At 55.4% G+C, this 24,840-nt stretch carries 23 protein-coding genes and 1 pseudogene; 19 read left to right on the top strand and 5 right to left on the bottom strand.

What is annotated here, in order from left to right; all coding sequences use genetic code 11:
• Positions 1-14: 14 nt before the first annotated feature.
• Together CSC3H3_RS21000 and CSC3H3_RS25060 are read right to left on the bottom strand one after the other, a co-directional pair.
• On the bottom strand, positions 15-563 hold the full coding sequence (locus CSC3H3_RS21000) for an IclR family transcriptional regulator (RefSeq protein ID WP_245881438.1): 549 nt from the start codon (positions 561-563) through the stop codon (positions 15-17).
• Positions 564-614: 51 nt separating this feature from the next.
• Positions 615-791, bottom strand: a pseudogene (locus CSC3H3_RS25060) (helix-turn-helix domain-containing protein); the annotation flags it as partial.
• Between the two features lie 201 nt (positions 792-992).
• Here CSC3H3_RS25060 and CSC3H3_RS21005 point away from each other — a divergent pair.
• From CSC3H3_RS21005 to CSC3H3_RS21085, 17 genes are all read left to right on the top strand, one after another.
• A complete protein-coding gene (locus CSC3H3_RS21005) occupies positions 993-2,582 on the top strand; it encodes an ABC transporter substrate-binding protein (protein WP_245881424.1) in 1,590 nt (529 codons plus the stop codon).
• Positions 2,583-2,656: 74 nt separating this feature from the next.
• A complete protein-coding gene (locus CSC3H3_RS21010; protein WP_101286412.1) occupies positions 2,657-3,511 on the top strand; it encodes an alpha/beta hydrolase in 855 nt (284 codons plus the stop codon).
• Positions 3,508-5,118, top strand: coding sequence for a gamma-glutamyltransferase (gene ggt / locus CSC3H3_RS21015; RefSeq protein WP_101286413.1), 1,611 nt, complete (start codon positions 3,508-3,510; stop codon positions 5,116-5,118). Before CSC3H3_RS21010 ends, ggt begins: the two co-directional genes overlap by 4 nt.
• A gap of 21 nt (positions 5,119-5,139) precedes the next feature.
• Positions 5,140-6,117 (top strand): ABC transporter permease, encoded by a 978-nt coding sequence (locus CSC3H3_RS21020; RefSeq protein ID WP_101270844.1) that lies wholly within the window; start codon positions 5,140-5,142, stop codon positions 6,115-6,117.
• A gap of 1 nt (position 6,118) precedes the next feature.
• Positions 6,119-7,054 (top strand): ABC transporter permease, encoded by a 936-nt coding sequence (locus CSC3H3_RS21025; protein WP_101270842.1) that lies wholly within the window; start codon positions 6,119-6,121, stop codon positions 7,052-7,054.
• 1 nt (position 7,055) lies between these two features.
• Entirely contained in the window at positions 7,056-8,030 is a 975-nt protein-coding gene (locus CSC3H3_RS21030) for an ABC transporter ATP-binding protein (RefSeq protein ID WP_101286414.1), read from the top strand.
• 2 nt (positions 8,031-8,032) lie between these two features.
• Complete coding sequence (locus tag CSC3H3_RS21035; protein WP_101286415.1) at positions 8,033-9,076, top strand: ABC transporter ATP-binding protein; 1,044 nt, start codon at positions 8,033-8,035, stop codon at positions 9,074-9,076.
• Positions 9,077-9,555: 479 nt separating this feature from the next.
• Positions 9,556-10,035 carry a GNAT family N-acetyltransferase gene (locus CSC3H3_RS21040; protein WP_101286416.1) on the top strand — a complete coding sequence of 160 codons (480 nt, stop codon included), beginning with the start codon at positions 9,556-9,558 and terminating at the stop codon, positions 10,033-10,035.
• Positions 10,036-10,117: 82 nt separating this feature from the next.
• A complete protein-coding gene (locus CSC3H3_RS21045) occupies positions 10,118-11,134 on the top strand; it encodes a glycoside hydrolase family 3 N-terminal domain-containing protein (RefSeq protein WP_101286417.1) in 1,017 nt (338 codons plus the stop codon).
• 54 nt (positions 11,135-11,188) lie between these two features.
• Positions 11,189-12,826: an ABC transporter substrate-binding protein gene (locus tag CSC3H3_RS21050; protein WP_172963494.1), complete on the top strand. Its 1,638-nt coding sequence runs from the start codon at positions 11,189-11,191 to the stop codon at positions 12,824-12,826.
• Between the two features lie 82 nt (positions 12,827-12,908).
• Positions 12,909-13,886, top strand: coding sequence for an ABC transporter permease (locus tag CSC3H3_RS21055; RefSeq protein WP_101286419.1), 978 nt, complete (start codon positions 12,909-12,911; stop codon positions 13,884-13,886).
• A gap of 1 nt (position 13,887) precedes the next feature.
• Positions 13,888-14,778: an ABC transporter permease gene (locus tag CSC3H3_RS21060; RefSeq protein ID WP_101286420.1), complete on the top strand. Its 891-nt coding sequence runs from the start codon at positions 13,888-13,890 to the stop codon at positions 14,776-14,778.
• Entirely contained in the window at positions 14,775-15,593 is an 819-nt protein-coding gene (locus CSC3H3_RS21065) for an ABC transporter ATP-binding protein (RefSeq protein ID WP_101286421.1), read from the top strand. Before CSC3H3_RS21060 ends, CSC3H3_RS21065 begins: the two co-directional genes overlap by 4 nt.
• Positions 15,590-16,501 (top strand): ABC transporter ATP-binding protein, encoded by a 912-nt coding sequence (locus tag CSC3H3_RS21070; protein WP_101270825.1) that lies wholly within the window; start codon positions 15,590-15,592, stop codon positions 16,499-16,501. Before CSC3H3_RS21065 ends, CSC3H3_RS21070 begins: the two co-directional genes overlap by 4 nt.
• An 87-nt stretch (positions 16,502-16,588) precedes the next feature.
• Positions 16,589-17,080, top strand: a complete 492-nt coding sequence (locus CSC3H3_RS21075; RefSeq protein WP_101286422.1) for a RidA family protein — start codon at positions 16,589-16,591, stop codon at positions 17,078-17,080.
• An 11-nt stretch (positions 17,081-17,091) separates the two neighbouring features.
• The gene (locus tag CSC3H3_RS21080; RefSeq protein ID WP_101286423.1) at positions 17,092-18,288 is read left to right on the top strand and encodes an aminotransferase class V-fold PLP-dependent enzyme; all 1,197 of its coding nucleotides are present in this window, start codon (positions 17,092-17,094) and stop codon (positions 18,286-18,288) included.
• A 51-nt stretch (positions 18,289-18,339) separates the two neighbouring features.
• Positions 18,340-19,146: an IclR family transcriptional regulator gene (locus CSC3H3_RS21085; protein ID WP_101270819.1), complete on the top strand. Its 807-nt coding sequence runs from the start codon at positions 18,340-18,342 to the stop codon at positions 19,144-19,146.
• A gap of 76 nt (positions 19,147-19,222) precedes the next feature.
• Here the strand turns inward: CSC3H3_RS21085 and CSC3H3_RS21090 are convergent, their stop codons facing one another.
• From CSC3H3_RS21090 to CSC3H3_RS21100, 3 genes are all read right to left on the bottom strand, one after another.
• Positions 19,223-19,636: a cupin domain-containing protein gene (locus tag CSC3H3_RS21090; RefSeq protein WP_101286424.1), complete on the bottom strand. Its 414-nt coding sequence runs from the start codon at positions 19,634-19,636 to the stop codon at positions 19,223-19,225.
• A 109-nt stretch (positions 19,637-19,745) separates the two neighbouring features.
• Positions 19,746-20,507, bottom strand: coding sequence for an SDR family oxidoreductase (locus CSC3H3_RS21095; protein WP_101286425.1), 762 nt, complete (start codon positions 20,505-20,507; stop codon positions 19,746-19,748).
• A gap of 129 nt (positions 20,508-20,636) precedes the next feature.
• Positions 20,637-21,959: a LysR family transcriptional regulator gene (locus CSC3H3_RS21100; RefSeq protein WP_101270814.1), complete on the bottom strand. Its 1,323-nt coding sequence runs from the start codon at positions 21,957-21,959 to the stop codon at positions 20,637-20,639.
• Between the two features lie 239 nt (positions 21,960-22,198).
• Between CSC3H3_RS21100 and CSC3H3_RS21105 the strand changes: the two genes are divergently transcribed.
• Both CSC3H3_RS21105 and CSC3H3_RS21110 read left to right on the top strand, forming a co-directional pair.
• Positions 22,199-23,581 carry a dihydroorotase gene (locus tag CSC3H3_RS21105; protein ID WP_101270812.1) on the top strand — a complete coding sequence of 461 codons (1,383 nt, stop codon included), beginning with the start codon at positions 22,199-22,201 and terminating at the stop codon, positions 23,579-23,581.
• Entirely contained in the window at positions 23,578-24,837 is a 1,260-nt protein-coding gene (locus tag CSC3H3_RS21110) for a Zn-dependent hydrolase (RefSeq protein ID WP_101286426.1), read from the top strand. Before CSC3H3_RS21105 ends, CSC3H3_RS21110 begins: the two co-directional genes overlap by 4 nt.
• Positions 24,838-24,840 lie beyond the last annotated feature (3 nt).

Genomic DNA, 24,840 nt, shown 5'->3' on the forward strand with positions numbered 1-24,840 from the left:
CCCCCCTGTCAAAGTCATTTGCCAACCCAGCCCAAACCGCGGGAAATGCCCCGTGCGGCCTCGGTCAGCAGGCTGACAAAACGGTCAAGGTCGGATTTCTGGGTGCGAAAGGCCGGGGCCGCCACATTGATGGCGGCAATAACCGAACCATCCACGGCAAAGACCGGCACCGACACCGACACCAGTTGATCACTGACTTCGCCATGGCTGATGCAAAAGCCCTGTTTGCGGATCGTCATCAATTCGCGCATCAGGTCATTATGGCTGGTGATGGTATTATTCGTCATCCGGTCCAAGGTTTTGGGCAATACCCGCGCAATCAGGCTGTCAGATAAAAATGCCAGCAGAATTTTGCTGGATCCGGCATGAAGAGGCCGTCGCCGGCCCACCACCGCATGCACCCGCAAATCCCGCGAGGGTTCAAACTTTGCAATACACAATGCCTCGGTATTGTCGCGAATACGCATCTGGATGGTTTCGTTCATTTTCTGGCCCAGTGTCTCAAGCACCGGACTCGCCAATTTCACCAGATCAACCTGGGTCGACGCGGAGGTTCCAAGCACCAAAATCGCGTTTCCAAGGTTATATCCCCCATCTTCCGCCCGCTGGATGAATTTTCGGTGTTCCATTGTGCGTAACATTCGCAAAGTTTTTTGCTTTGTCTCCCCCAGATTACGGGCGAGGGACGACAGGGTCTGCCCCGGTTCACGCGAAACTTCTAATAAAACCGAAAGCGCGGTATCAACTGATTGAATTATTTGTTTTTTATCTGAAACTGATTCTAAAAGCATGAGCAATTAAACCTGCATATCCGATAACGGTATTCCTGTGAAAATTGTGTTACACATAGCGTAACACCGCAAGAAAAAAAATTGACACAAATCGGCCAACCTGCCGATCATGCTTCATCAGCAACCCGCAGAGTTGCGACTAACCGAATATCCGATCCGGGACTGGCTCCGCGAAAGACCTCTAACGAAATGGAGACGATAATGTCGCTCACCCCGACACTGGGAAAAGCATGCAAGGCGGGCTTTGGCCTGTTGCTTGGCCTGGCACTTCCGTCAATGGCAATGGCTGCCGATGCAAGCCTGACCATCGGCATGTCCACCACCTTCACCACCGTTGATCCGCACGAAACATCAAGCTCGCCCAACAATGCCGCCAGCCGGCACATTTTCGACAGCCTGATCAATCGTGGCGGTGCGGCCGAAAACAACCCGCAACTGGCAACCGACTGGAAGGTTCTGGACCCGACCCATTGGGAATTTCATTTGCGCAAGGGCGTGAAGTTCCATGATGGCACAACATTTGATGCCGAAGACGTCATTGCATCATTGCTGCGTGCCCGCGACAAACCCAGCCAGGCTTTCGCCTCCTATACCCGCAATATCAAGGACGTTACGGAATCCGATCCCTATACCGTTGTGGTCGAAACCACCGTCCCGGACCCGATGATTTTGAATTCGCTTAGCCGCATTCGCATCATCAGCGCCGATCACGCCAAAGACAGCGTTGCGGATTTTGATTCAGGCAAAGCCGCCATCGGCACCGGCCCGTTCAAATTTGTTTCCTATTCCCCGGGGGACCGTCTGGTTCTCGAACGCAATGACGATTATTTCGCTGGCCCGTCGGAATGGAAAAACGTCACCCTGCGCATGATCCCCGATAATGGCGCACGTCTTGCCGCCCTGCTTTCGGGTGACCTCGACCTGATCGAAACCATGCCTGCCGAGGGCGTTGACCGTGTCGAGAATTCCGACAAGCTTCAACTGATCCGCGGCCAATCGACCCGTCTGGTATTCCTTGGCGTTAATGTCATGGATGCCCCCACTGCCTTCATCACCGCCAAAGACGGCTCGAAGCTTGAGAAAAACCCGCTGCAGGACGAACGTGTTCGCCGCGCCCTTCTGATGTCCATCAACCGTCCGGCGATTGTTGATCGCGTTATGCAGAAAAACGGCACCGTTGCCGACCAGTTTGTTGCCAAGGGCTATTTCGGGCATTCCGATGCCGTGGAGCCGGTCAAATATGACCCGGCCGGAGCGAAAAAGCTGCTGGAAGAAGCAGGCTGGGGTGATGGTTTTAAAATGACCATCCAGGGCCCTGCCGGCCGTTATGTAAATGACAGCGCCGTATTGCAGGCTGTTGGCCAGATGTTTTCGCGCATTGGCATTGAAACCGCCGTCGAAGTCATGCCGTGGTCCATGTATTCAAAAAAATACACCACCGGTGATTACAGCGTGTTCCTGGGTTCGTGGGGCATCAATACCGGCGAAGTTTCCAACCCCGCCCTGGCCGTGGTCGCCGGACGTGACGAAGAAAAAGGCACCGGCCGTTATAATGGCGGCGGTGTGAATGACCCGAAAATCAACAAACTTCTGGATGAAGCCACCTCGACACTGGACGAAGCATCGCGCAAGCCGCTGCTTGAAAAAGTATCCGAGCTGACCTTCAACAAACTTTGGATTTTGCCGCTTCACTACGAAAACGTGGTTCTGGCTGCGAAAAAATCCATCAGCTACGCCCCGCGTGGCGACAAATATACCCTGGCATATGACGTGAAAAGCGCCGCCAAATAACCAGTCCACCCCGGCGTGCATCCGGAATTTCTCTCCCTTGCCGGATGCGCGCCACCCTCCCTTGGAGAAATTGAATGCAGGAACTAAGTTCGAGCGGCTCAGCCGCGCGTGCAAAGGCGATCTATGACTATGGTCATACCGCCATATTCGCAAGCCAGGCCGACCCCCGCTTTCACATGCTGCTTTATGTGCCGCCAGCAGCCGCCGAAGGCAAAAAGGTCGATCTTCTGGTCGCGGTTCATGGCACGGGGCGCACATCCGCCATCGAATTTCGCGACGGTTTCGCCGAATTTGGCCTGTATAACGACTGCGCAATCCTGTGCCCGATTTTCCCGATGAATGCCCGTGGCGACGGGGCCCGTTCAGGATATAAATACATTCTTGAAGGGGACATTCGCTACGACGAGATTTTGCTGTCCATGGTTGCAGAAATGGCAAAAAAATATGACCAGGACTGGTCAAAATTTGCCATGTTCGGCTTTTCGGGTGGCGGGCATTTCACCCACCGCTTTACCCTGCTGCACCCACAAAATTTATGGGCATCCTGCATTGGTGCGCCCGGTTCGGTTACCTTGCTCGATACCGAACGTAACTGGTGGGTCGGCGTAAAGGACATCAAGGAAAAATTCGGCATCAGCCTTGATATCCCGGCATTGCAGAAAGTTCCGGTTCAGATGGTTGTTGGTTCCGCCGACCTTGAAAACTGGGAAATCATGCACGCCCCCGGTTCGCAATATTACATGGAAGGTGCCAATGATGCCGGCAATACACGACCCGAACGCCTGAAGGCCCTTGCCCGGTCGTTTGAAAATGCCGGCATCACAGTAACGCTGAACGAAGTTCCCGGCGTTTCGCATGACCGCATGAAAGTGCTTGATACCGTAAAGGCGTTTCTGACGCGCACGTTAAAAGAGATCCGCCAACAATGACAAATGCAACCATCGTCGCCCCGCAACCCGAAGCCGCGGAAGCCGGTGCGGAAATTCTTGAACGTGGCGGCAACGCCATTGACGCGGCCCTGGCCTGCGCCTTTGTCCAGGGTGTTGCCGACCCACAAATGGCCGGTATTGGCGGTTTTGGCTCCATGCAAGTTTATATGCCGGGCAAGGGCGTCCATGAAATTCTGGAATTTTATGCCCGCGCGCCCCTGGCCGCGACCGAAACCATGTGGGAAGACAAACTGGTTGGTCAAAGCCGCGATGGTTTTGGCTTTATCCTGGAAAACAATATTTCCGATATCGGCTATCTTGCAGTTTGTACGCCGGGTTCGCTTAAGGGCTATGAAACCGCCCTTCGCGATTATGGCACCTTTGACTGGGCCGATATCATTGCCCCGGCAGTGGATTATGCGCGAAACGGCATTCTGATCCGCCCGCATATGCACTGGTACTGGGCGAAGGACCAGTCCAGCGACCAGTATGCCAATACCATCGACAAGCTGAAATTTTCCAAAACCGGCCGCGAAGTTTACTTCCACGAAGATGGCCGCCTGCGCAATGTCGGCGAAATCCTGCGCAACCCCGATATGGCCAATACGCTGGAACGCATCGCCAAAAGCGGCAGTGCCGATATTTTCTATCATGGCGAAATTGCCCGGCAGATTGCCGATGATTTTAAACAGTCCGGCGGGTTGATCGGCCTTGATGACCTTGCCGCCTATGACATCACCAAAACCGACCCGATCTGGGGCGAATATCGCGGGCACCGCATTGCCACCAGCCCCCCGCCCGGTTCGGGTTTTCCGATGCTGGAACTTCTTCATATTCTGGAACATTTCGACATTTCCGGCATGAAACACGGCAGCCACGACCATGTGCTGACCCTGTTTGAAGCCATGAAACGCATGACCATCGACAAGGACACCTATATGGGCGACCCGGCCTATATTGATGTGCCTTTTGAAAAACTGCTGACACCGGAATATACTGCCCGGCTGGCCGCATCCATCCGTTCGGGTGAACGGGCATCGGTGGAACGCCTTGCCATGTCGCAACGCGACACAACGCATATTTCCGTCATCGACAAAGATGGCAATGCCGTTTCCATGACCCACACCCTTGGCAGCCCATCGGGCGCAATTACCGACGGGCTGGGCTTTATGTATAATGGCACAATGGGCCGGTTTGACCCCAGACCAGGTCGCGCGGCATCGATTGCGCCGGGGAAACGGCGCGCCAGTTCGGCCGCACCAACCATAGTTTTTCAGGGCGAAAAACCCCGCATGGTTATCGGCGCACCGGGCGGAAGCTATATCGCACCGACCGTTGCGCAGGGTATTATGAATGTCATTGATTTCGACATGTCGATATCCGAAGCCGTAAGTGCCCCGCGTGTTATCGGGGTGTCGAACAAAATCGATATCTGCAATCGCATCCGTCGGTCGGTTGAAAAATCGCTGCGCAGCGAGGGTTATGATATTGCCCGTTCGCCGCAAAGCTATGCCTTTGCCGCCCTGCATGCCATCAGTGTTGATAATGGCATATCCAAAGGCGCGGCAGACCCGCAGCGCGATGGCGTTGCCATTTCAATCGATTAAGCCCCGGGCAGGAGAAGCACTATGCTCGCATCCCTATTGCGCCGATTGATACAGGCCGTCATGGTTATTCTGGCCATGACAATCATTGTGTTTGTCGGTGTAAATGTCATCGGCAACCCTGTTGATATCCTGATCAATCCTGACGCCAGTCAGGCAGAATATGCGCGCGTGGTGGCCCATCTGGGCCTGGACCGGCCGCTTTGGCAACAATATCTGATGTTTCTTCAGGGCATCATGCATGGCGATTTCGGCACCAGCTTTGTTTATAACAAACCTGCCCTTTCTCTGATCGCCGAACGGCTGCCCGCGACACTGGAACTGGCGGTAACCGCCCTTCTGATTGCCATTGTCGTGGGTTTGCCGCTGGGTCTTTATGCCGGGCTGCATCCCGAACGGATGTCCGCCCGCCTGATCATGAGCGGCTCGATCCTGGGTTTTTCCCTGCCCACATTCTGGGTTGGTTTGATGTTTATTCTGCTGTTTTCGGTACAACTGGGCTGGCTGCCATCGGGCGGGCGCGGCGAAACGGCGGGTTTTCTTGATGCCAACTGGTCCTTTCTTACCAGTGATGGTTTGCAACATCTGATTTTGCCCGCCCTTAACCTGGCCCTTTTCAAAACGTCGCTGATCCTGCGATTAACCCGTGCCGGGGTACAGGAAGTCCTGCCACAGGATTACGTCAAATTTGCCCGCGCCAAGGGCCTGACGGAAAAGCGTGTGATTTACACCCATGTTTTGAAAAACCTGATGATCCCGGTCGTAACCATTACCGGCCTGGAATTTGGATCGCTGATTGCCTTTTCCGTTGTGACCGAAAGCATCTTTGCCTGGCCGGGCATGGGCAAGCTGATCATTGACAGCATCAACAACCTCGATCGTCCCGTGATCGTCGCCTATCTGATGATGATGGTCATGCTGTTTGTCGCGCTGAATTTTATCATCGACATCTGTTATACTTTGCTGGACCCGCGTGTCCGGCTGGACACGAAGGGCAAATAACATGTCCCACGCCGCACATGATTCCAGCACCACCACAATCACACAGGAAAGCCTGCCATCCGCAACCCGGCTGGCACGGTTTGGCAAACTATCGCAAAAATTTGTCATGTCACCGGGGGCCGCCATCGGGCTAGGCGCACTGATCCTGATTATTGTGCTTGCCGTTCTTGCCCCGCTAATTGCCCCGCAAAATCCCTATGATCTGACCCAGCTTGATATTCTTGATGGTCGCTTGGCACCGGGGTCGTCATCTTTTGACGGGGTGCCCTATTATCTGGGTACGGATGATCAGGGGCGCGATATTCTGTCAGGCATTCTTTATGGCCTGCGCACATCGCTGATTGTGGGTGTGTTATCGGCCTTTGCTGCGGCCACCATCGGCACCACCATTGGCCTGATTGCGGCCTATATTGGCGGGCGCACCGAAACGCTTCTGATGCGTCTGGTCGATTTGCAGCTGTCTTTTCCGACCATCCTGATGGCTCTGATGATGCTGGCCTTTTTGGGAAAAGGCCTGATCAATGTGGTGATTGCACTGATCATTGCCGAATGGGCAACCTATGCCCGAACTGTACGCAGTTCCGCCCTGGTGGAACGCGAAAAGGAATATATCGAAGCCGCACATTGCCTGCGCCTTCCCGGTTATCGGATTTTGTTTCGCCATCTTCTGCCCAACTGCCTCGCACCGGTTATCGTGATTTCAACCATGCAGGTGGCACGTGCCATCGGCCTTGAAGCAACCCTGTCCTTTCTGGGGCTTGGGGCATCGGTAACCGAACCCTCGCTGGGGATGCTGATTTCAAATGGCTACCAGTATCTGCTGTCCGGCCTTTACTGGATCAGCTTTTTTCCCGGCATTGCCCTTTTGATCACCATTGTTGCCATCAATCTGGTTGGTGATCGGCTGCGCGACATTCTTAATCCGAGGAGCATCTGAGATGGTGAATCTTCTGACCGTTTCAAACCTTGTCACCGAATTTGGCGGCAGCAAAACCACGCCCGGTTTGCGTGCGGTAAATGATGTTTCCTTCAGCCTGGAAAAAGGCCGCGTTCTTGGCCTTGTCGGCGAAAGTGGATCGGGAAAATCGGTTACCGGCTTTTCCATCATGGGGCTGGTTGACCGCCCCGGCCGGGTTACCGGTGGACGCATCATTTTTGATAACCGCGACCTTCTGGGACTGAACCACGAAGAAATGCGCCAATTGCGCGGCAAACGCATCGCCATGGTTTTTCAGGACCCGATGATGACGTTAAACCCGGTTTTGCGCATTGGCACCCAAATTACCGAGGCCATCCTCGCTCACGACCCCATGAGCAAACAGGCCGCCCGCGCCAGGGCGCGTGATGCCCTGGGGCTGGTGGGTATTCCAAGCCCCGAAGAACGGCTTGATGCCTATCCGCACGAATTTTCAGGCGGGATGCGCCAGCGCGTTGCCATTGCCATTGCCATGCTGCACCACCCCGATCTGATCATTGCCGACGAACCCACCACCGCACTGGATGTTACTATCCAGTCGCAAATCATCGCCGAATTTCAGAAAATGGCTGAAATCAGCGGTACGGCGGTTATCTGGATTACCCACGATCTGGCGATTGTGTCGCGCCTGGCCGATGATATTGCCGTCATGTATGCCGGGCGGCTGGTTGAAACCGGGCCCGTTGAAAAAATACTGGGTGATCCGCGCCACCCCTACACCCAGGGACTGATCCAATCCGTTCCCAGCCAGAACCAGCGGGGCAGTCGCCTGCATCAGATTACCGGCATGACACCCAGCCTAACGCGCCTTCCCACCGGTTGCAGCTTTCGCACCCGGTGCAGCTTTGCCACCGAACAATGCCACACCATCCCGGACCGGACCGATACCGGAACGCGCAGCTATCGCTGCTTTCATCCTGTCACAGGGGGGCTTTGATCATGACCGGCCAAAATGACAAACAGCCAATTGTCGAATTAAAAAAGGTTTCCCGCCGGTTTGGCGCAAAACCCGATCTGATCGGCAAGGCCATGATCGCCCTGGGCCTCAGCCCGCAGCCCCCCGTCGTCCATGCCATGGATAATGTCGATTTGACCATCCATAAGGGCGAAGTCGTTGGTCTGGTGGGTGAAAGCGGTTGTGGCAAATCGACCCTGGGGCGCGTTGTGGCCGGGATTATCCCGCCTTCGGAAGGCGACGTCATTCGCCATGCCGATGCCAACACAACCCGCAGCCAGAAACAGGCCGACCTTGCCATTCAGATGATTTTTCAAAACCCGATGGCGGCCCTTAACCCGCGCATGCGTATTGAAGACATCATCACCGAAGCCCCCAAAACACACGGTATGCTGGAAGGTTCAAGCGCCGAACATGCCGATAAGTATTTGCGCATGGCAGGGTTTGACCCGGAAATGAAATTCCGCTTCCCGCATGAATTTTCTGGCGGGCAGCGCCAGCGCGTCAATATTGCCCGCGCCCTTGCCGTTCGGCCAGAATTTCTGGTGTGTGATGAAAGCGTTGCAGCACTTGATGTTTCCATTCAGGCACAGGTCATCAACCTGTTCATGGATCTTCGCGAACAGTTGGGGCTGACTTACCTGTTTGTCAGCCATGATCTGGGCGTGGTGGAGCATATTTCCGATCGTGTCGTGATCATGTATCTGGGCCGTATTGTTGAGGATGCCCCGACGGAAGAAATCTTCAACCGGCCCAATCACCCCTATACCCAGGCGCTGCTATCGGAAATTCCGCGTATTGAACTGACCAAACGCAAATTCAAGGTCATTGATGGCGAATTACCCAGTCCCATCGCCCCACCGCCGGGCTGCCATTTTCATCCGCGCTGCCCCTTTGCCATGGAAAAATGCCGAACGCACGTCCCGCAAAAACGCGAAATTGCCCCGGGCCATTTTTCAGCCTGCCATTTGAATGATGATACCAATTCAAATCTGGCACCCGCAAACGAAGCAGAACTGGCACTTTAGGTCAGGTTTGCCCAAGGTTGCGAATAATCAGACGATCAATGACGCCGGGTGTGTTTATCACGCCCGGCGCAATTTTTTGGCAAAAACAGGCGGTTTTATACACCCTGCCACCACGTATCCTTCCCCCAACCAGCGCCCCGGATAGAAATGACTCTGTGCGCAATGGCGGCTTCCCGGGCACCGGAAGTGCGGCAGACTCCAACCGTCACCTGCACTGCATATCCCCCGATATCGAGCATCCCAAAACCGAATCCTTGCCCGTAAACCGGCAAAAGACCGCTACCAGCCACAAATCCGGGAGCAGTCAGCAGGCAACGTGCCCAACGCCGCCCCAGAAAAGTGCCGATTTATCAAAGTGGTTTTATCCAATTCCGACATTTTGAATACCAATAAGATGCCAATTTGACTTGACGTCTTCCCGGAATCTCCATAACATCACTTAATAACGACATAAATTTCATAATAATGGAATACAGGGAATGGCAGATCTGGTTGTAAGCCTGTATGCCCCGGCACTTGATGCCCTGGGCGAAAAGGTTGCCAAAACCGACATCACTATCCGCCCCGTGCTGGCACCCGAACAGCGCCTGGTGGTTGACTGGGTGCGCGACAATTTCAGCGATAACTGGGCCAGCGAAGCCCTGGTTGCCATTGCCCGGCAGCCATCGGCCTGCCTGATTGCCATTCGTGATGGCGAAATATTGGGCTTTGCCTGCTATGACGCCACAGCACGCGGCTTTTTTGGCCCGACCGGCGTTGCCCTTGATGCCCGCAAACAGGGCATTGGCGCGGCACTTCTGCATCGCACCCTGCAAACCATGAAAACCATGGGCTATGCCTACGCCATTATTGGCGATCCCGGCCCGACACAGTTTTACGTCGATAGCGTTGGCGCAATCGAAATCCCCCTGCCCGGCAAGGGAATTTACGCCGACATGCTGCGCGCGCCGCGCAAATAACCGTGCCTTTATCCGGGCTGTGCCCTGCTGCCCGTCCTTTTGCTATCCGGGTCCGACGACCCCAGCTTTCAGGTGATGTTTCATGTCCTCGACCACGCCGCTTGCCCTGTTTATCGGCATTCCGAACGACCATTTATCCAGTGACGAAATCGCCCTGTTTCGCGAAACCAATCCGCTGGGTCTGTTTGTGGGCCGCCGCAGCCTTAAAAACCCCGACCAGGTCAAAAAACTGACCGAACAGTTCCGCACTGCTGTTGGCCGCGACGATGCCCCCATTTTCACCGATCAGGAAGGCGGGCGTGTTTCGCATCTTGATAGCGGTTCCTGGCCGCTTTTTCGGTCCTTTGGTGAATTTGGCGCGCTGGCACGCCGCGACCTTGAACTTGGCAAACGCGCACTGCGCCTGTCATCGCAGGCAATGGGTGCCATGATGACCAAACTGGGCCTTGATAGCGGCTGTTCGCCGGTTCTTGACCTTGTTTTTGGTGATACCAGCGATGTCATCGGCGCACGCGCCTTTGGCGAGGACCCCGCCCTGATCAGCGCGCTGGGCCGCGAAGTGGTCGATGGTCTGCTTGAAGTTGGCAATATGCCGATCATGAAACACATTCCCGGCCATGGCCAGGCAACGGTGGACAGCCACAAGGAAACCCCGCGCGTTGATGCCGACAAGGCCCTGTTGCGCGCCACCGATTTCAAACCGTTTATCGACCTGATCGACACGCCCTGGGCAATGGTTTCCCATGTTGTTTACACCGCCTATGACAACCAGAACCCGGCATCGGTTTCACCCGTGATTTGCCAGGACGTCATTCGCGATGAACTGGGCTATGACGGCGTGCTGATTTCCGACTGCGTTTATATGGAATCCCTTTCGGGCACATTGCCCGAGCGTGTGCGCCAAACCCTTGATGCAGGCTGCGATATCGCCCTGCACAGCCATGGCAACAACACCGAAACCCTTGCCGCTGCCAAAGCTGCCCGTCCGCTAAGTGACGAAACCATTCGTCGTATGAACGCGGCAAAAGCCCGCCTGGGCAATCTCGAAGTGGATATCAACCAGCTTCACGCCGAAGTCGAAGAAATTTTCGGCGCATAACAATACCGTTTAAAATCAGGGAAAAGACCAATGATCACGCAAAAACGCCTTCTGATGGCTGCCGTTTTCGGCCTTGCCATCATGCCACCGCTTGCTGCCAGTGCCGAAACCATCCTGACGGCCAATATCGAACCGGCCACCACCTGGGTTCAGAACTTCAACCCGTTCAACCAAACATCCGCCCGCCAAAGCACATCGGATTTCATTTATGAACCGCTGGTGATTTTTAACCGCTTTGACCATGACAAGGCCAATTACCGCCTCGCCAAAAGCTATAAAATCGCGGACGACCTCAAAAGCGTTGAATTCACCCTGCGCGACGGCCTGAAATGGTCGGACGGCAAGGATCTGACCGTCAATGACGTTGTCTTCACCTTCAACTACGTCAAGAAAAACCCGGCGCTGGATTTTGTTTCGATCTGGAACATCCTGGAAAAGGTCGAAGCCGTTGACGAACACACCGTCAAATTCACCCTTTCAAGCCCCAGTTCCCTTGCGGTTAACCGCCTGATCGAACTGCCGATCGTGCCCGAACATGTCTGGGCCGATATTGCCGAACCCGTCACCTTTGCCAACGAAACCCCGGTTGGCAGCGGCCCGATGACGGAAATCACCCGCTTTACTCCGCAAACATACGACCAGTGCCGCAACCCGCATTACTGGGATGCCGAAAACCTGAAGGTCGACTGTTTCCGTTTCCCGCAGCTTTCCGACAACAACCAGATGCTGACGGCAACCGCCAGCGGCGAACTGGATTGGGGCACATCCTTCCTGCCCAATGTCGAACAGACCTATGTCGCCAAGGACCCGGACCATTTCCATTACTGGTACACAGCAGGCAGCATGGTTGAGTTTATTTTCAACCAGGAAACAGCCAATGCCGATAACAAAAAGGCATTTTCGGACGTTAAATTCCGCCGTGCCATGAGCATGACGCTCGACCGCCAAGGCATGGTCAATGTTGCCGGTTATGGTTACCCGACACTGAACGAAGACCCGACCACCTTTGGCCAGGTTTATTCCAGCTGGACAGACCCCAAAGTGCTGGAAGAATTCGGCAAATACACCACCTATGACATTGATGGCGCCAAGGAACTGCTCGATGAAGCGGGCTATGTCGATGCCGATGGGGATGGTTTCCGCGACAATCCCGATGGCACCCCGATCAAGTTTGACATCATCGTTCCCAATTCCTGGACCGACTGGCTCGATACCGTGCGCATCGCTGTTGAAGGCATGCATGATGCGGGCATCAATGCCAATATCGGCACCCCGGAAGAAGCCGTTTGGGGCCAGGACCTGATCACCGGCAAATTTGACGCCGCCATCAACAGCATCCGTGCCGCCGCCCTGCCCTATTACCCCTATCAGCAGGCCTTTAACCGCGATGATGTGGGCAAAACCCGCTTTACCGCGCAGCGCTGGTTCAATGATGACCTGTCCAAACTGCTGGGCGAATTCACCAATACCTCGGATATGGACAAACAAAAGGAAATCATGACAAAGGCCCAGCGCATCGTTGCTGAAAACCTGCCTTTGCTGCCGGTTTACAACAACCCGACCTGGTATCAGTACAACACCACGCGCTTTACCGGCTGGTCGACCCCGGACAATCCCTTTGTCAACCCGACCCTGTCGCGTCAGAACCATGCGCGTCTGTTGCATCTGCTTGCATTGCGCCCGGTTAAATAAAACCGATCCGCAATGACCGTCGCGGGCTGCCGCCTCCTCACCTCCCCTGGCAGCCCGCGACATTAACGATTTCGAGGACACCATGGTATTTCTGCTCCGGCGAATATGTTTTTATCTGGCAGCCTTCATTGCGGCGGCGACCATCAATTTTTTCCTGCCGCGCCTTTTGCCTGGCGACCCGATCCAGATCATGTTTTCCAGTGCGGGAAGCACCCTGTCGCCTGAAAACCTGACAGCCCTGAAACTGACATTCGGTTTCGTCGATGCGCCGTTATGGAAACAGTATCTGACCTATCTGGGCAGTATCTTTACCGGCGACCTTGGCATGTCGATCAAATATTTCCCGCTGTCAGTCACCGCCGTTCTGGGCCGGGCATTGATCTGGACCGTCGGCTTGATGGGCACGGCAACGCTGATCAGTTTTACGCTGGGCACGTTTCTGGGCATTGTCGCCGCATGGCGCCGTGGCAGCAAATTTGACGTGCTATTTTCCGTTTCCGCCATTGTCGCAACCTCCGTACCGGCCATGGTGACGTCCCTTGTCGCCCTTTATTTCTTTGGCTTTCAACTGGGCTGGTTCCCCACTGGTTATGCGGCTGACCCGTCGCTCGACCCGGCCTTCAGCCTGGAATATATCGGCAGCGTCATTTACCACGCGATTTTGCCGATCATCACCCTATCCATCGTTTTGACCGGCGGCTTTGTTGTGACCATGCGCAACAACATGATCAATCTTCTGGGCGAAGATTACATCACCATGGGCCGGGCCAAGGGCCTGTCTGATGGCAATGTCATGTTCTGGTATGCAGCACGCAACGCCCTGCTGCCAACGGTTTCGGGCCTTGCCATTGCCATTGGCACCATTCTGGGCGGCTCGCTTGTGACCGAGGTGGTGTTTAACTATCCCGGTTTGGGCAACACCCTTTACCACGCCATTCTCGCCCGTGATTACCCCGTCATCCAGGGGCAATTGCTGATCATGACCCTGGCCATGCTGAGCGCGAATTTCATCGTCGATGTCAGCTATGTGCTGCTTGATCCCCGGCTGCGGAGAGGCTGACATGAAAAACGTTCTTATGGGCCTGCTGCGAAACAAAAAGGCACTCGCCGGGCTGATCATTCTTGCCATTATCATCATCGCGGCCGTGGCGGCACCGCTGTTAACCCAGTTTGACCCGGCCCGCCGGGTGGGCCTGCCCCACCAGCCGCCCAGTGCCGATCACTGGCTGGGCACCACGCGCATTGGCCAGGATGTATTTGCCCGCCTGCTTTATGGCGCGCGCACATCCCTTGCCGTCGGCTTTGGTGCCGGTTTCATCATTACCGCCATTGGCACCATTATGGGCATTGCCGCCGGGTACAAAGGCGGAAAAATCGATGAAGCCATCAGCTTTCTGACCAATATGGTGCTGGTTGTGCCCAACCTGCCGCTGTTGCTTGTACTTGCTGCTTTTATCGGCCAGGCCAGCCCGGCGGTGATTGCCCTTATTCTGGGCGGGACCAGTTGGGCCTGGGGCGCACGCGTGACCCGTGCCGAAACCCTTTCCATCAAACAAAAGGATTTCATCAAGGCTGCCGAAATGCTGGGCGAACCATCCTGGCGCATCATGGCAACCGAAATTCTGCCCAACCTGATTTCCATTGTCGGCATCAATTTCATTGGCAGTATCGTCTTTGCCGTCATTACCGAGGCCACGCTGGAATTTTTAGGGCTGGGCGACCCGCAGGCCGTTTCCTGGGGTGTGATGCTTTATAGCGCGCAAAACGCATCGGCCCTGCAGGTGGGGGCATGGTGGGATATTTTGACACCGTGTTTTGCCCTGGTTTTGCTGGGTGCCAGCCTGTCGTTGCTGAATTTCGCCATTGATGAAGTTGCCAATCCACGCCTAAGAACCGGCAATTCGCTGGCCCGCTGGGTCGGCCGTGTCCGCGCCGGGGAGGGACGCCTGTGAACAACCCGCTTTTATCCGTTCAGAACCTTTCCATCGAATATGTTGGCGACAAGACCGATTTCAAAGCGGTGCAAAATGTCAGCTTTGACGTTGCCCCGGGCGAGGTTTTTGGCCTTGCTGGTGAATCAGGTTGCGGCAAAAGCACGATTGCCTTTGCCATCAGCCGCCTGCACAAACCACCCGCACTGATCAGCGGCGGCAACATCATGGTTGGCGGCCGCAATGTCCTGGACCTTGATGCCGCCGAACTGGCCCGCTACCGCTGGAGCGAGGTTGCCATGGTCTTTCAAAGTGCGATGAATTCCCTAAACCCGGTTTTGCGCATTGAAAGCCAGTTCCACGACCTTTTGAAACGCCATCGCGGTTACAGCAAGGCCCAGTCGCGTGAACGCTGTGCCGAACTGTTGAAACTGGTTGATATCCCGGCGGATCGCATGCGCGATTACCCGTTCCAGTTTTCCGGCGGAATGCGCCAGCGCATTGTGATTGCCATTTGTCTGGCCCTGCAGCCCAAACTGATTGTTATGGATGAACCCACCACCGCCCTTGATGTGGTGGTGCAGCGCGAAATCCTGCAACGCATTAACGAATTGCGCCGTGAACTGGGCTTTTCGGTGCTGTTTATCACCCATGACCTGGGCCTGATGGTGCAGTTTTGCGACCGTATCGGCATCATGCTGGGCGGGAAACTGGTGGAACAGGGCACGGCCGAACAAATCTATCACCAGCCCCAACACGACTATACCAAAAAGCTGTGGGCGTCGTTTCCGTCCTTTCATGCCCCGCAGCCCGAAAGGCAGGGAAGCCCGTCATGACCACACAACCTGCCATCATCTCGCTTAAAAATATCGGCAAGACATTTCATCTGGGCGCCCACCAAATTCGTGGCGCACACGATATTTCGTTTGATCTGCATGCCGGGCGCACGCTGGCACTGGTCGGGGAATCCGGTAGTGGCAAAACCACCTGTGCCCGCATCATCATGCGCGAATATATCGCCGATAGCGGCGAACTTCTGTTTAACGGTTCCGCCATTACCGATAACAGCCCCAAGGGCCTGAAACAGTACCGTAAAAACGTACAGATGATTTTTCAGGACCCGTTTGCATCCCTGAACCCGGCGCACACCGTTGACTATCACCTGCGCCGGCCCCTGTCGCTTTATCAAGGGCATTTAAAGGGACAGGCAGTTACCGATAAAATCCACGACCTGCTGACCCAGGTCGAACTGGACCCGGAAATTGTTGCGCCCAAGCACCCGCACGACCTTTCGGGTGGGCAGCGCCAGCGCATCAATATTGCCCGCACCCTGGCCGTCGGGGCCAAAGCCATCATCGCCGATGAACCGACATCCATGCTCGACGTTTCGGTACGCCAGGGGGTGCTGGAACTGTTAAATCGCATGAAACGCGATTTGGGCCTGGCCCTTCTTTACATCACCCATGATGTCGCCACCGCCCATTATGTCGCCGAGGATATCATGGTGATGTATGGCGGTCAGATCCTGGAATGGGGCGATGTCAAAGCCGTGCTGTCAAACCCGCAGCATGATTATACCCGCATGTTGCTTGCCGCCGTGCCCGACCCAGACATCCGGTTTGATGACCCGCGTTCGCGCCTGGAACCCAACGCCGTCAACCGCGTGCGTGAACAGGCAAAACTGCTTCATCCCCATATCCGCTCGGCCGGACCGAACCATTTTTATCGTCATATCGACGGTTAAAACCAATCGTAAAAGGCCCGCATTAAAAGGGCCTATCGACACAGGACACAAACGGGCAACGCCCGCAAAACGGAGCCTTTAGCTAGAATGTCAAACAACCAGAACCCGACCAGCACCCACCCGGAACAGCGCCTGGCCGAACTGGGCATTACCCTGCCGCCTGCCCCGGCCCCGATTGCCAATTTCGTTACCCATATCCAGGAAGGAAACCTTGTTTTCCTGTCCGGCCAGGGGCCGCTTGATGCCAATGGCGTATTATCAAAAGGCAAGGTTGGCGCCGGTGTTTCGGTGCAACAGGCCTATGACGATGCCCGGCTTACCGGCATCAACCTTCTGGCTGTGATGAAAGATGCGCTGGGCGATCTTGGCCGGGTGAAGCGGGTTGTCAAACTGCTGGGCATGGTCAATGCTGCCCCTGAATTTTGCGACCACCCCGCCGTGATCAACGGCTGTTCGGACCTGTTTAACGCTGTGTTTGGCGCAAAGGGCGTACATGCCCGTTCTGCTGTTGGCATGGGGTCGCTTCCCAACCAGATCACCGTTGAAATCGAAGCCATCATCGCCCTTGAGGACGCATAAGGAAAACGACCATGTCAGATGATATCCTCTCGACCCTCAATCTGCGGCACGTTATCAACACTTCGGGCACCATGACGGGGCTTGGTGCCTCGATTGTCGGGCAAAATGCCATTCAGTCCGTTGCCGGTATTCTGGGCCAGTTTGTTGAAATCGATGATCTGCAACGCCGGGCCAGCAAAACCATTTCCGAACTGACCGGGGCCGAAGCAGGCTTTATCACGGCGTCCTGTTCGGCAGGCATTACCCTGTCGATTGCCGCCCTTATGACGGGCAATGATCTGGGCGCGATCGAACGCCTGCCAGACCATGCAAATGCCAAATGCAACGTCATCATGCAGATGGGCCATATGGTGAATTACGGTGCACCGGTTGACCAGGCCGTGCGCCTTTCCGGTGCGAAGGTGGTGCCAATCGGCCAGGCCACCAGTGCATCGGCCTTCCACCTTGAAAGCGCGATCAACGAAAATACCCTTGCGGCCCTTTATGTCGTGTCGCACCACACGGTGGAATATGGGCAAATCCCGTTTAAAACCTTTGCTGCTGTCGCGAAAAAACACAATGTCCCGGTTATTGTGGACGCGGCATCGGAATATGATTTAACCGGATTTATCCGCGACGGCGCTGATATCGCGCTTTATTCCGGCCACAAGTTTTTGGGTGGTCCCACATCGGGTATCGTTGCCGGGCGCAAGGACATTGTTCGCAATATCTATTTGCAAAACCGTGGCATTGGCCGGGGCATGAAAGTGGGAAAGGAAGGCATTGCCGGTGCCATTGCCGCCATGGAAGCCTGGAAAACCCGTGACCATGCCGCCATTCGCGCCCGCGAAAAACAGGCGCTGGATTTATGGTTTGAAACCCTGGATGGCCGCCCCGGCGTTGCCGTTCGCATTACCCCGGATCCGACCCACAACCCGCTGGACCGCCTGCGCATCGATATCGACAGCCAGGCCGCCCATATCACGGCGTGGGATCTGGTTGACAGGCTGGCATCGGGCACACAGCCAATTGTTGCGCGCGACCACGAAGTTGAACATGGCTATTTCTTCCTGGACCCCTGCAACCTGCAGCCAGGCCAGGAACAGATCGTTGCCCAACGCCTTGGCGAAGAACTTGATGCCGCGCAAAAATCAAACGACATCATCGCGACCCCGTTTGAAGAACGCAGCCTGAAAAAAGAACGGGCCATCCTGAACTGGCCCGATTGAACAAAGCACGATAGAAATTAACGCCAGGAAATAAAGGATCAGGAGGAAAAAATGCCCTCAGCCGCGACAAAGGCCGCCGCAGACGCCCCAATGGCTGAACCCAAACGCCGGTCCCGCACCAGCGGGATTGACCGTATCCTTCAGATCCTTGATTTCCTGCAGGCGATTGAAAAACCGGCAACGGCCTATGAAATCGCCCATGGTATCGGTGCACCACTTTCGACCATTTACACCATCGTCGAAGACCTGGTGGGGAAAAACCTGTTGCTGCGGCAAAAGGATGGTTCCCTTTGGCTGGGGCCGCGCCTTTATTATTATGGCCTGACCTATTCGCGCCGGTTGGATCTTTTGGGTGTTGCCAATGCCGAAATGCACGAACTTTCGCAAAAATCAGGCGAAACCGTTCAGATCTGCGGGCGCGATAACGACATGATGGTGGTTCTGGCGATGGAAGAAGGCCGCGATCATTTTCAGGTTACATCGCGGGTTGGAACACGCACGCCCCTAAACTGGACGGCATCGGGACGATTGCTTGTCGGGCATCTGGCGCAAAACGAACAGGTCGATATTTTCACCCGTTGCGCCAAAAATTCCCCCACCGGCCGGGCCGAAATTGACCCCGTCACCCTATCACAAAAGGCGGCACAGGCCCTTGCCAACCGGCTGTCCATTCAGGCAGGTGAGTCCGATTTTTCGGTTGCCTGTATTGCCTCGCCCATTTGCAATCCGCAGGGTGAATGCCTGGCAACCATTTCCATTGTCGTCCCCGACATCAAGGTCAATCAAAGCGAGCCTGATCTGGTCGGGCTGGTAAAGGAAAGTGCCAAACGCATCGAAAGCAGGCTTGGCTGGGCATAAAACCTTATGCTTTCAAAAAACAAAAAGGGCCGACAGGTATAAACGCCAGTCGGCCCTTTCTTTATGGTGTGCAGGTTTAATCTGCCGTGGTCAGATTTTCATCTGTTGTATTAACCACAAAAACCGCCAGTAACCGTGCCGGTTTGCTGTCGCTGGCATTGCGGCTGACAGCATGATGGTCACCGGGATTTTCCGAAAAGTTTTCACCGGCCTGATAGGTGGTGACAGGACCGCCATTCACCTGGCTGGTAATCGCACCTTCCAGCACGGTGGCATAAATAAAGGCCGACGGGGCATGGGTATGCGCCGGGGAATAACCACCCGGACCATATTCAACCAAAACGCCCTTGATGCTTTTGCCCGGCACATTGGGCAATTCGTGTTCGTATACGACCGTGACTTTGGCATTTTTCGATTTGGCATCATCGGCCTGGGCCGTAAATGTCGCAGTAACCAGCAGGCACACGGCCAGCAACAGTGATTTCAGCATTTCATCTTTCCTTGAATTATCATTCCAGGCCCTGCTAACGGGGGGATCGCAGGGCCTGGCGTGGGTCACCGTGATTTCAACCATCACAGCAGTTCGGCAAAGGCCGGTTTCAGGCAGTTTTCAGCGATACAAACCGCGACAGCCATTCATGATAGGGGGTCGCCCCCAGCAGGGCCGTGGATTGGGGCAACAGGGAATTTTGCGATAACCGCACCCCGAAATAGGGCGCATCCGCATCGCATATGACCGGGCGGGGATCGTTAATTGCCACCATGTGACTTTCGATCAGATCACACATGCCAAATACCTGTGGCCCGGCAATTTCAAGCGTGCCATTGGCAGGGGCAGACAGGGCAATATCAGCCACAAAACCGGCAACATCGCCCGATGTAATCGGCTGGATACCAGCATTGGATAACCGCACCGATTGCCCGTCAAAACCGGCTGCAGCGATACCAGGCAGAAATTCAAAAAACTGGGTTGAATGCACGATGGTAAAGGGGGTTTTACCGGCGCGAACCATATCTTCCTGGGCCTGTTTGGCCCGGAAATACCCGCTTTCAAGCAGGTTCGATGTACCCACGACCGATAAAACAACATGGTGTTTCACCCCGGCCCGTTCGATGGCACCTCGCAAATTGGCCCCGGCGCGGGTAAAAAACGCCATAACCGCGTCATCTTCAAAGGATGGGGAATTGGCAACGTCAACAACCACATCCGCGCCATTTAACGCAATATCCAGCCCCTCGCCGGTCAGGGCATTCACACCGGTTCCCGGCGATGCTGCAATCACATCATGGCCACGCTGATTTAAAAGGGCGACGGTTTTTGCCCCGATCAGGCCCGTCCCGCCAATAACAACAATTTTCATCTTTCCAGTCCTGCCTTGCCATATCGCAGCCGCCCGATGAGCCGCTGCATGCTTCTGACAACAGGACGAAACAGAACCGCGCACTGTTACAGGCACGCGCCAAAAAGAATGAAATAAAATAGGTTGCTGCTAGGAAAGCGATGCAGGCCTTGGAAAACCAAGTATTTCCAGAACCGACATGGCAAGGGTTTTCGCCGCCGCATTATTGGGCCATACCAGTGACAATGAAAGATCGTGATTAACTGGCATACGCGTATAAACCAGCGGCGCACCAATATTATGAACGGCAAATTCCGGTAAAATGGTGATAAATTCATGCTGCAAAATCAGGTTCACGATCACAGGGATTGAATCCACCTCGATCATATTGATTTTATGCTGGCTTTCTTCGGGGATCACATCGGCAATCGCGTTGGCAATTTTGTGGCGCAACCCGGTACGCAGGCTGGGCACGGCAATGGGAAAACTGGTTAAAACCCGTGCCACGTCATGGTCTGGCATGCCGATCAATGCGCTGGACCCCGCCAGAACCAGCGACGACCGCGAAATCGTCTGCCCACCCAGATCGGATGGTTTGGTGTCGGTATCAAGCACGGCAACATCAAACAGGCCACTTTTCAGCCCTGCGAGCAATTCCTCGGCCGTGGTGGTTGAAACAAATAATGGCCGTTGCGGATGTTCGCGCAGCCAGCTTGCCACCAGCGTTGCCAGCAGACGCGCCGTTTCACTTTCATAACCCAGCGGCGTAACCGACCCTAACCGTGATGTTGCCGCCATGCGACGAAACCTGTCATTCGCCGTGTTTGACAGGCGCAGCCAGACTTCATCCAGTTGTTCGGCAATCGCCAGAAAGCGGCTGCCAACAGCACTTGTCAAAACCCCGTCGCACGACCGTACCAGCAATGCCTGCCCGATCTGGCTTTCAAGATGGGACATTTGCCGGGTTAATTGCGGCTGCCCAATGCCAATTTCGCGCGCGGCACGGCGAATGCTGCCAGTGCGCACCACCAAAATAAACCGCGCCAGCGCCACCATGCTGATGGTGGGGGGCAAAGCATCGAAACTTTCCGTTCTGCCTGTGGTTTTTGGTGCGGTTTTGCCTTTTGCGGCGCTCCTGTCCGCTGATTTGGCCTTTGTAACGTCGTTCGGCTTGGTGTCCGTTTTGCCTATGCCTGGCATTTGCGGCAGCGCACTTGGTCCTAGCATAACAAGGGCGGCCATTTCGCCAATCAGGGTGTTTGCCATTTCAAAATCGGGCGTCAGGCGCCGTGCCTCAAGCGTAAGCGAAAGGCCGTTGCCCGCCTTTTGCGTCAGCGGTACGGCGATTTGCCCTTCCAGCCTGGAAACCGCCGCGGCAATGCTGCCCGGCGACCGTTTTAACGCCCGTGCCGCCGCCCTGACCCCACCCAGTGCCAGCACCTGATAGGTCACTGCCAGCGCCGTTGTATCCATAATGCACCCTTTTTAATCACAAAAATGATCTGCCTGCATTTTGGCCGCATCACCTGTTCAATAAATAGGATATGCCAAAAACAGGATTCATCCAATAGGGTAGCTTCAAGACGAAAACAAAATGCAATGCAGTCTTCCGGTCACCGCAAAAATCGCGGCAGGCGGGCGATATCGGGGATCGGCCAAAACCTATACATCCGCTGGCGCCTGAAATGACTGCGACAAAGGGATAGCAAATAATGTCTGATTACGATCTGGTTCTGAAGGGCTGTGTGGTACTGCCTGATCGCGTTTTGCAGGATGGCTATGTTGCCGTTCGCGACGGGCTGATTGCCGATGTTGGCCGTGGTGCCATGCCCGATGCACGCGAACAGCACGATCTGGGCCGTGGCCTGATCCTGCCGGGCCTGATCGATGCCCAGGTGCATTCCCTTAGCCAGAAAGACCAGGAAGATTTCATCTGGTCCACGCGCTCTGCCGCGGCTGGTGGGGTCACCACCGTTGTCGATATGCCCTATGATGAAGGCAACCTTGTGTGTTCGGCCGCCGCCGTGCAAAAGAAAATCGACCATGCATCGCCGCAGGCGCGGGTTGATTTTGCCCTTTATGGCACCATCGCCCCCGAAGAAGGTGCCGCCCGCATCCCCGAAATGGTTGAAGCGGGTGTCAGCGCATTCAAATTTTCAACCTTTGGCACCGATCCCAAACGCTTCCCGCGTATTCCCGCGGCCCTGCTGCAGGAATGTTTTGCCGCCATTGCCCCCACAGGCCTAAGTGCCGGTGTCCATAACGAGGATGACGAATTTGTCCGCGCGGCAATCGCCAAAACTAAGGCATCGGGTATTTCCGATTATCGCGCACATGGCCTGTCGCGCCCGCCGCTGACCGAACTTCTGGCCATCAACGAAATTTATGAAATTGGTGCAGCAACCGGCTGCCCGGCCCATGTAGTTCATTGTTCGCTTGGCCGTGGATACGACATTGCCGCGGCCTACCGCGCGCAAGGATATGAAACATCCATTGAATGCTGCATTCATTACCTGGTGCTTGACGAAGAAAACGACGTTCGCCGCCTGGGGGGCAAAGCCAAAATCAACCCGCCCATTCGCCCGCGCACCGAAGTTGAAAAAATCTGGCGGCATGTGGCGGCAGGCAATGTAACCCTGGTTTCAACCGACCATGTCAGTTGGTCCGAAGACCGCAAAACCAACCCCGATATGCTGGCAAATGCATCGGGTGTGCCAGGGTTGGAGGCCATGCTGCCCCTGTTTATCAAAGGTGCGCTGGAACGTGGTATTCCGTTAAATATGGCCGCCCGCCTGATGGCATTAAACCCGGCCCGCCATTTCCGTATTGATCACCTTAAAGGTGCGCTTGAAATTGGCAAACATGCCGACATCGTCGTCATGACGCCGGAAGAATACACCTATGACGCGGCCGAAAGCGGCAATAACGTTGTCGGTTGGTCGCCTTATAACGGCATCACCCTGCCCTGGCGGGTTGCGGGCACCTATTTGCGCGGCGAACTGGTATTTGATGGCAAAAATGTCATCGCCCAGCCAGGTCACGGGCAGTTTGTCCGCCCGCCCAAAAGCATCTCAGTTATTCGGGGGGCTGCATGACCCGCACCGTAACATCCAATCTGCCGGTCAATGCGGACCGCATTGCTGCTGATATTGATACCCTTTCTGGCATTACCGAACCGGACCGCCCCTATACAAGGCGCGCCTTCAGCACGACCTATATGCGCGGCCGTGCCTACCTTAACGACCGGTTCCAGCAGGCAGGCCTTGCCACCCGGGTTGATGCGGCAGGCAACCTGATTGGTCATCGCCCCGGCAAAAAACCGGGCAAAGGGGTGATCATGCTGGGTTCGCATTCCGATACCGTGCCCGATGGCGGCCGGTTTGATGGCATTGCTGGCGTTGTCACAGCGCTTGAAGTGGCCCGTTCCCTGCAGGACCAGGGCATTGAACTTGATCACGACCTGGAAATCGTTGATTTCCTGGCTGAAGAAGTTTCAATTTTCGGCGTGTCCTGCATTGGCAGCCGTGGCATGACCGGGCAGCGCCCGGAATCCTGGCTTAACCGTATGTCAGGCGACCTGTCACTGGCACAGGGTATTTCACAGGTCGGCGGCAACCCGGCAATTGTAACACCCCGTAATGATATCGCAGCTTTCCTTGAACTGCATATCGAACAGGGCCCGGTGCTGGAGGCGGAAAAAAAGGATATCGGCGTTGTCAGCGCCATTGCCGGTATTACCCGCATTGAAATTACCTTTTCCGGGCAGGCCGACCATGCCGGCACCACCCCCATGGATTTGCGCGTCGATGCCCTTTGTGCCGCATCACGTTTGGTGATGGATGTGCAGGCATTCGGGCGCGAACTGGCCCAGGGGCCCACGCATTTTGCCGCCACCGTTGGCGAATTTGACATGCAGCCAAATGCCGCAAATGTCGTTCCCTCGCATGTGCGCCTGTTAATTGATGCCCGCGCCGAAGACAGCGCAGTGATGGAAGATTTCTGCGCCCGTATTGATCAGGCCGCCGAAAAACTGGCTGCTGAAACCGGTGTTGGCATTTCCAAACCCCGCCGCATTTCAGACAACCCATCCGCCCCGATGGATGAAACCATCATCGAAACCCTGGCAAATGCCAGCGACGCGGTTGGCGCCAGTTGGAAAAAAATGGCCTCGGGTGCCGGGCATGATGCGGCATTTCTCGCATCGGTCAGCAAGGCAGGAATGGTTTTTATCCCCTGCCTGAAAGGCCGCAGCCACACGCCCGAAGAATGGGCGGAAAACCACGACATTGCTGTTGGTGCGGCCGTTCTGCGCAACGCCGTCATCAGCCTAGATAAAAGTTTGCAGGAGTAACCG

It is taken from the genome of Thalassospira marina, assembly GCF_002844375.1.
Taxonomy (GTDB): domain Bacteria; phylum Pseudomonadota; class Alphaproteobacteria; order Rhodospirillales; family Thalassospiraceae; genus Thalassospira; species Thalassospira marina.

What these genes read in the sequence shown, in the direction of transcription:
- ggt (WP_101286413.1), top strand. Translation starts at nt 3,508, where the DNA reads ATGACAAATGCAACCATCGTCGCCCCGCAACCCGAAGCCGCGGAAGCC.
- CSC3H3_RS21005 (WP_245881424.1), top strand. Translation starts at nt 993, where the DNA reads ATGTCGCTCACCCCGACACTGGGAAAAGCATGCAAGGCGGGCTTTGGC.
- CSC3H3_RS21100 (WP_101270814.1), bottom strand. Translation starts at nt 21,959, where the DNA reads ATGGATACAACGGCGCTGGCAGTGACCTATCAGGTGCTGGCACTGGGT.
- CSC3H3_RS21020 (WP_101270844.1), top strand. Translation starts at nt 5,140, where the DNA reads ATGCTCGCATCCCTATTGCGCCGATTGATACAGGCCGTCATGGTTATT.
- CSC3H3_RS21025 (WP_101270842.1), top strand. Translation starts at nt 6,119, where the DNA reads ATGTCCCACGCCGCACATGATTCCAGCACCACCACAATCACACAGGAA.
- CSC3H3_RS21040 (WP_101286416.1), top strand. Translation starts at nt 9,556, where the DNA reads ATGGCAGATCTGGTTGTAAGCCTGTATGCCCCGGCACTTGATGCCCTG.
- CSC3H3_RS21010 (WP_101286412.1), top strand. Translation starts at nt 2,657, where the DNA reads ATGCAGGAACTAAGTTCGAGCGGCTCAGCCGCGCGTGCAAAGGCGATC.
- CSC3H3_RS21090 (WP_101286424.1), bottom strand. Translation starts at nt 19,636, where the DNA reads ATGCTGAAATCACTGTTGCTGGCCGTGTGCCTGCTGGTTACTGCGACA.
- CSC3H3_RS21035 (WP_101286415.1), top strand. Translation starts at nt 8,033, where the DNA reads ATGACCGGCCAAAATGACAAACAGCCAATTGTCGAATTAAAAAAGGTT.
- CSC3H3_RS21055 (WP_101286419.1), top strand. Translation starts at nt 12,909, where the DNA reads ATGGTATTTCTGCTCCGGCGAATATGTTTTTATCTGGCAGCCTTCATT.
- CSC3H3_RS21110 (WP_101286426.1), top strand. Translation starts at nt 23,578, where the DNA reads ATGACCCGCACCGTAACATCCAATCTGCCGGTCAATGCGGACCGCATT.
- CSC3H3_RS21105 (WP_101270812.1), top strand. Translation starts at nt 22,199, where the DNA reads ATGTCTGATTACGATCTGGTTCTGAAGGGCTGTGTGGTACTGCCTGAT.
- CSC3H3_RS21050 (WP_172963494.1), top strand. Translation starts at nt 11,189, where the DNA reads ATGGCTGCCGTTTTCGGCCTTGCCATCATGCCACCGCTTGCTGCCAGT.
- CSC3H3_RS21045 (WP_101286417.1), top strand. Translation starts at nt 10,118, where the DNA reads ATGTCCTCGACCACGCCGCTTGCCCTGTTTATCGGCATTCCGAACGAC.
- CSC3H3_RS21075 (WP_101286422.1), top strand. Translation starts at nt 16,589, where the DNA reads ATGTCAAACAACCAGAACCCGACCAGCACCCACCCGGAACAGCGCCTG.
- CSC3H3_RS21060 (WP_101286420.1), top strand. Translation starts at nt 13,888, where the DNA reads ATGAAAAACGTTCTTATGGGCCTGCTGCGAAACAAAAAGGCACTCGCC.
- CSC3H3_RS21095 (WP_101286425.1), bottom strand. Translation starts at nt 20,507, where the DNA reads ATGAAAATTGTTGTTATTGGCGGGACGGGCCTGATCGGGGCAAAAACC.
- CSC3H3_RS21030 (WP_101286414.1), top strand. Translation starts at nt 7,056, where the DNA reads ATGGTGAATCTTCTGACCGTTTCAAACCTTGTCACCGAATTTGGCGGC.
- CSC3H3_RS21085 (WP_101270819.1), top strand. Translation starts at nt 18,340, where the DNA reads ATGCCCTCAGCCGCGACAAAGGCCGCCGCAGACGCCCCAATGGCTGAA.
- CSC3H3_RS21080 (WP_101286423.1), top strand. Translation starts at nt 17,092, where the DNA reads ATGTCAGATGATATCCTCTCGACCCTCAATCTGCGGCACGTTATCAAC.
- CSC3H3_RS21070 (WP_101270825.1), top strand. Translation starts at nt 15,590, where the DNA reads ATGACCACACAACCTGCCATCATCTCGCTTAAAAATATCGGCAAGACA.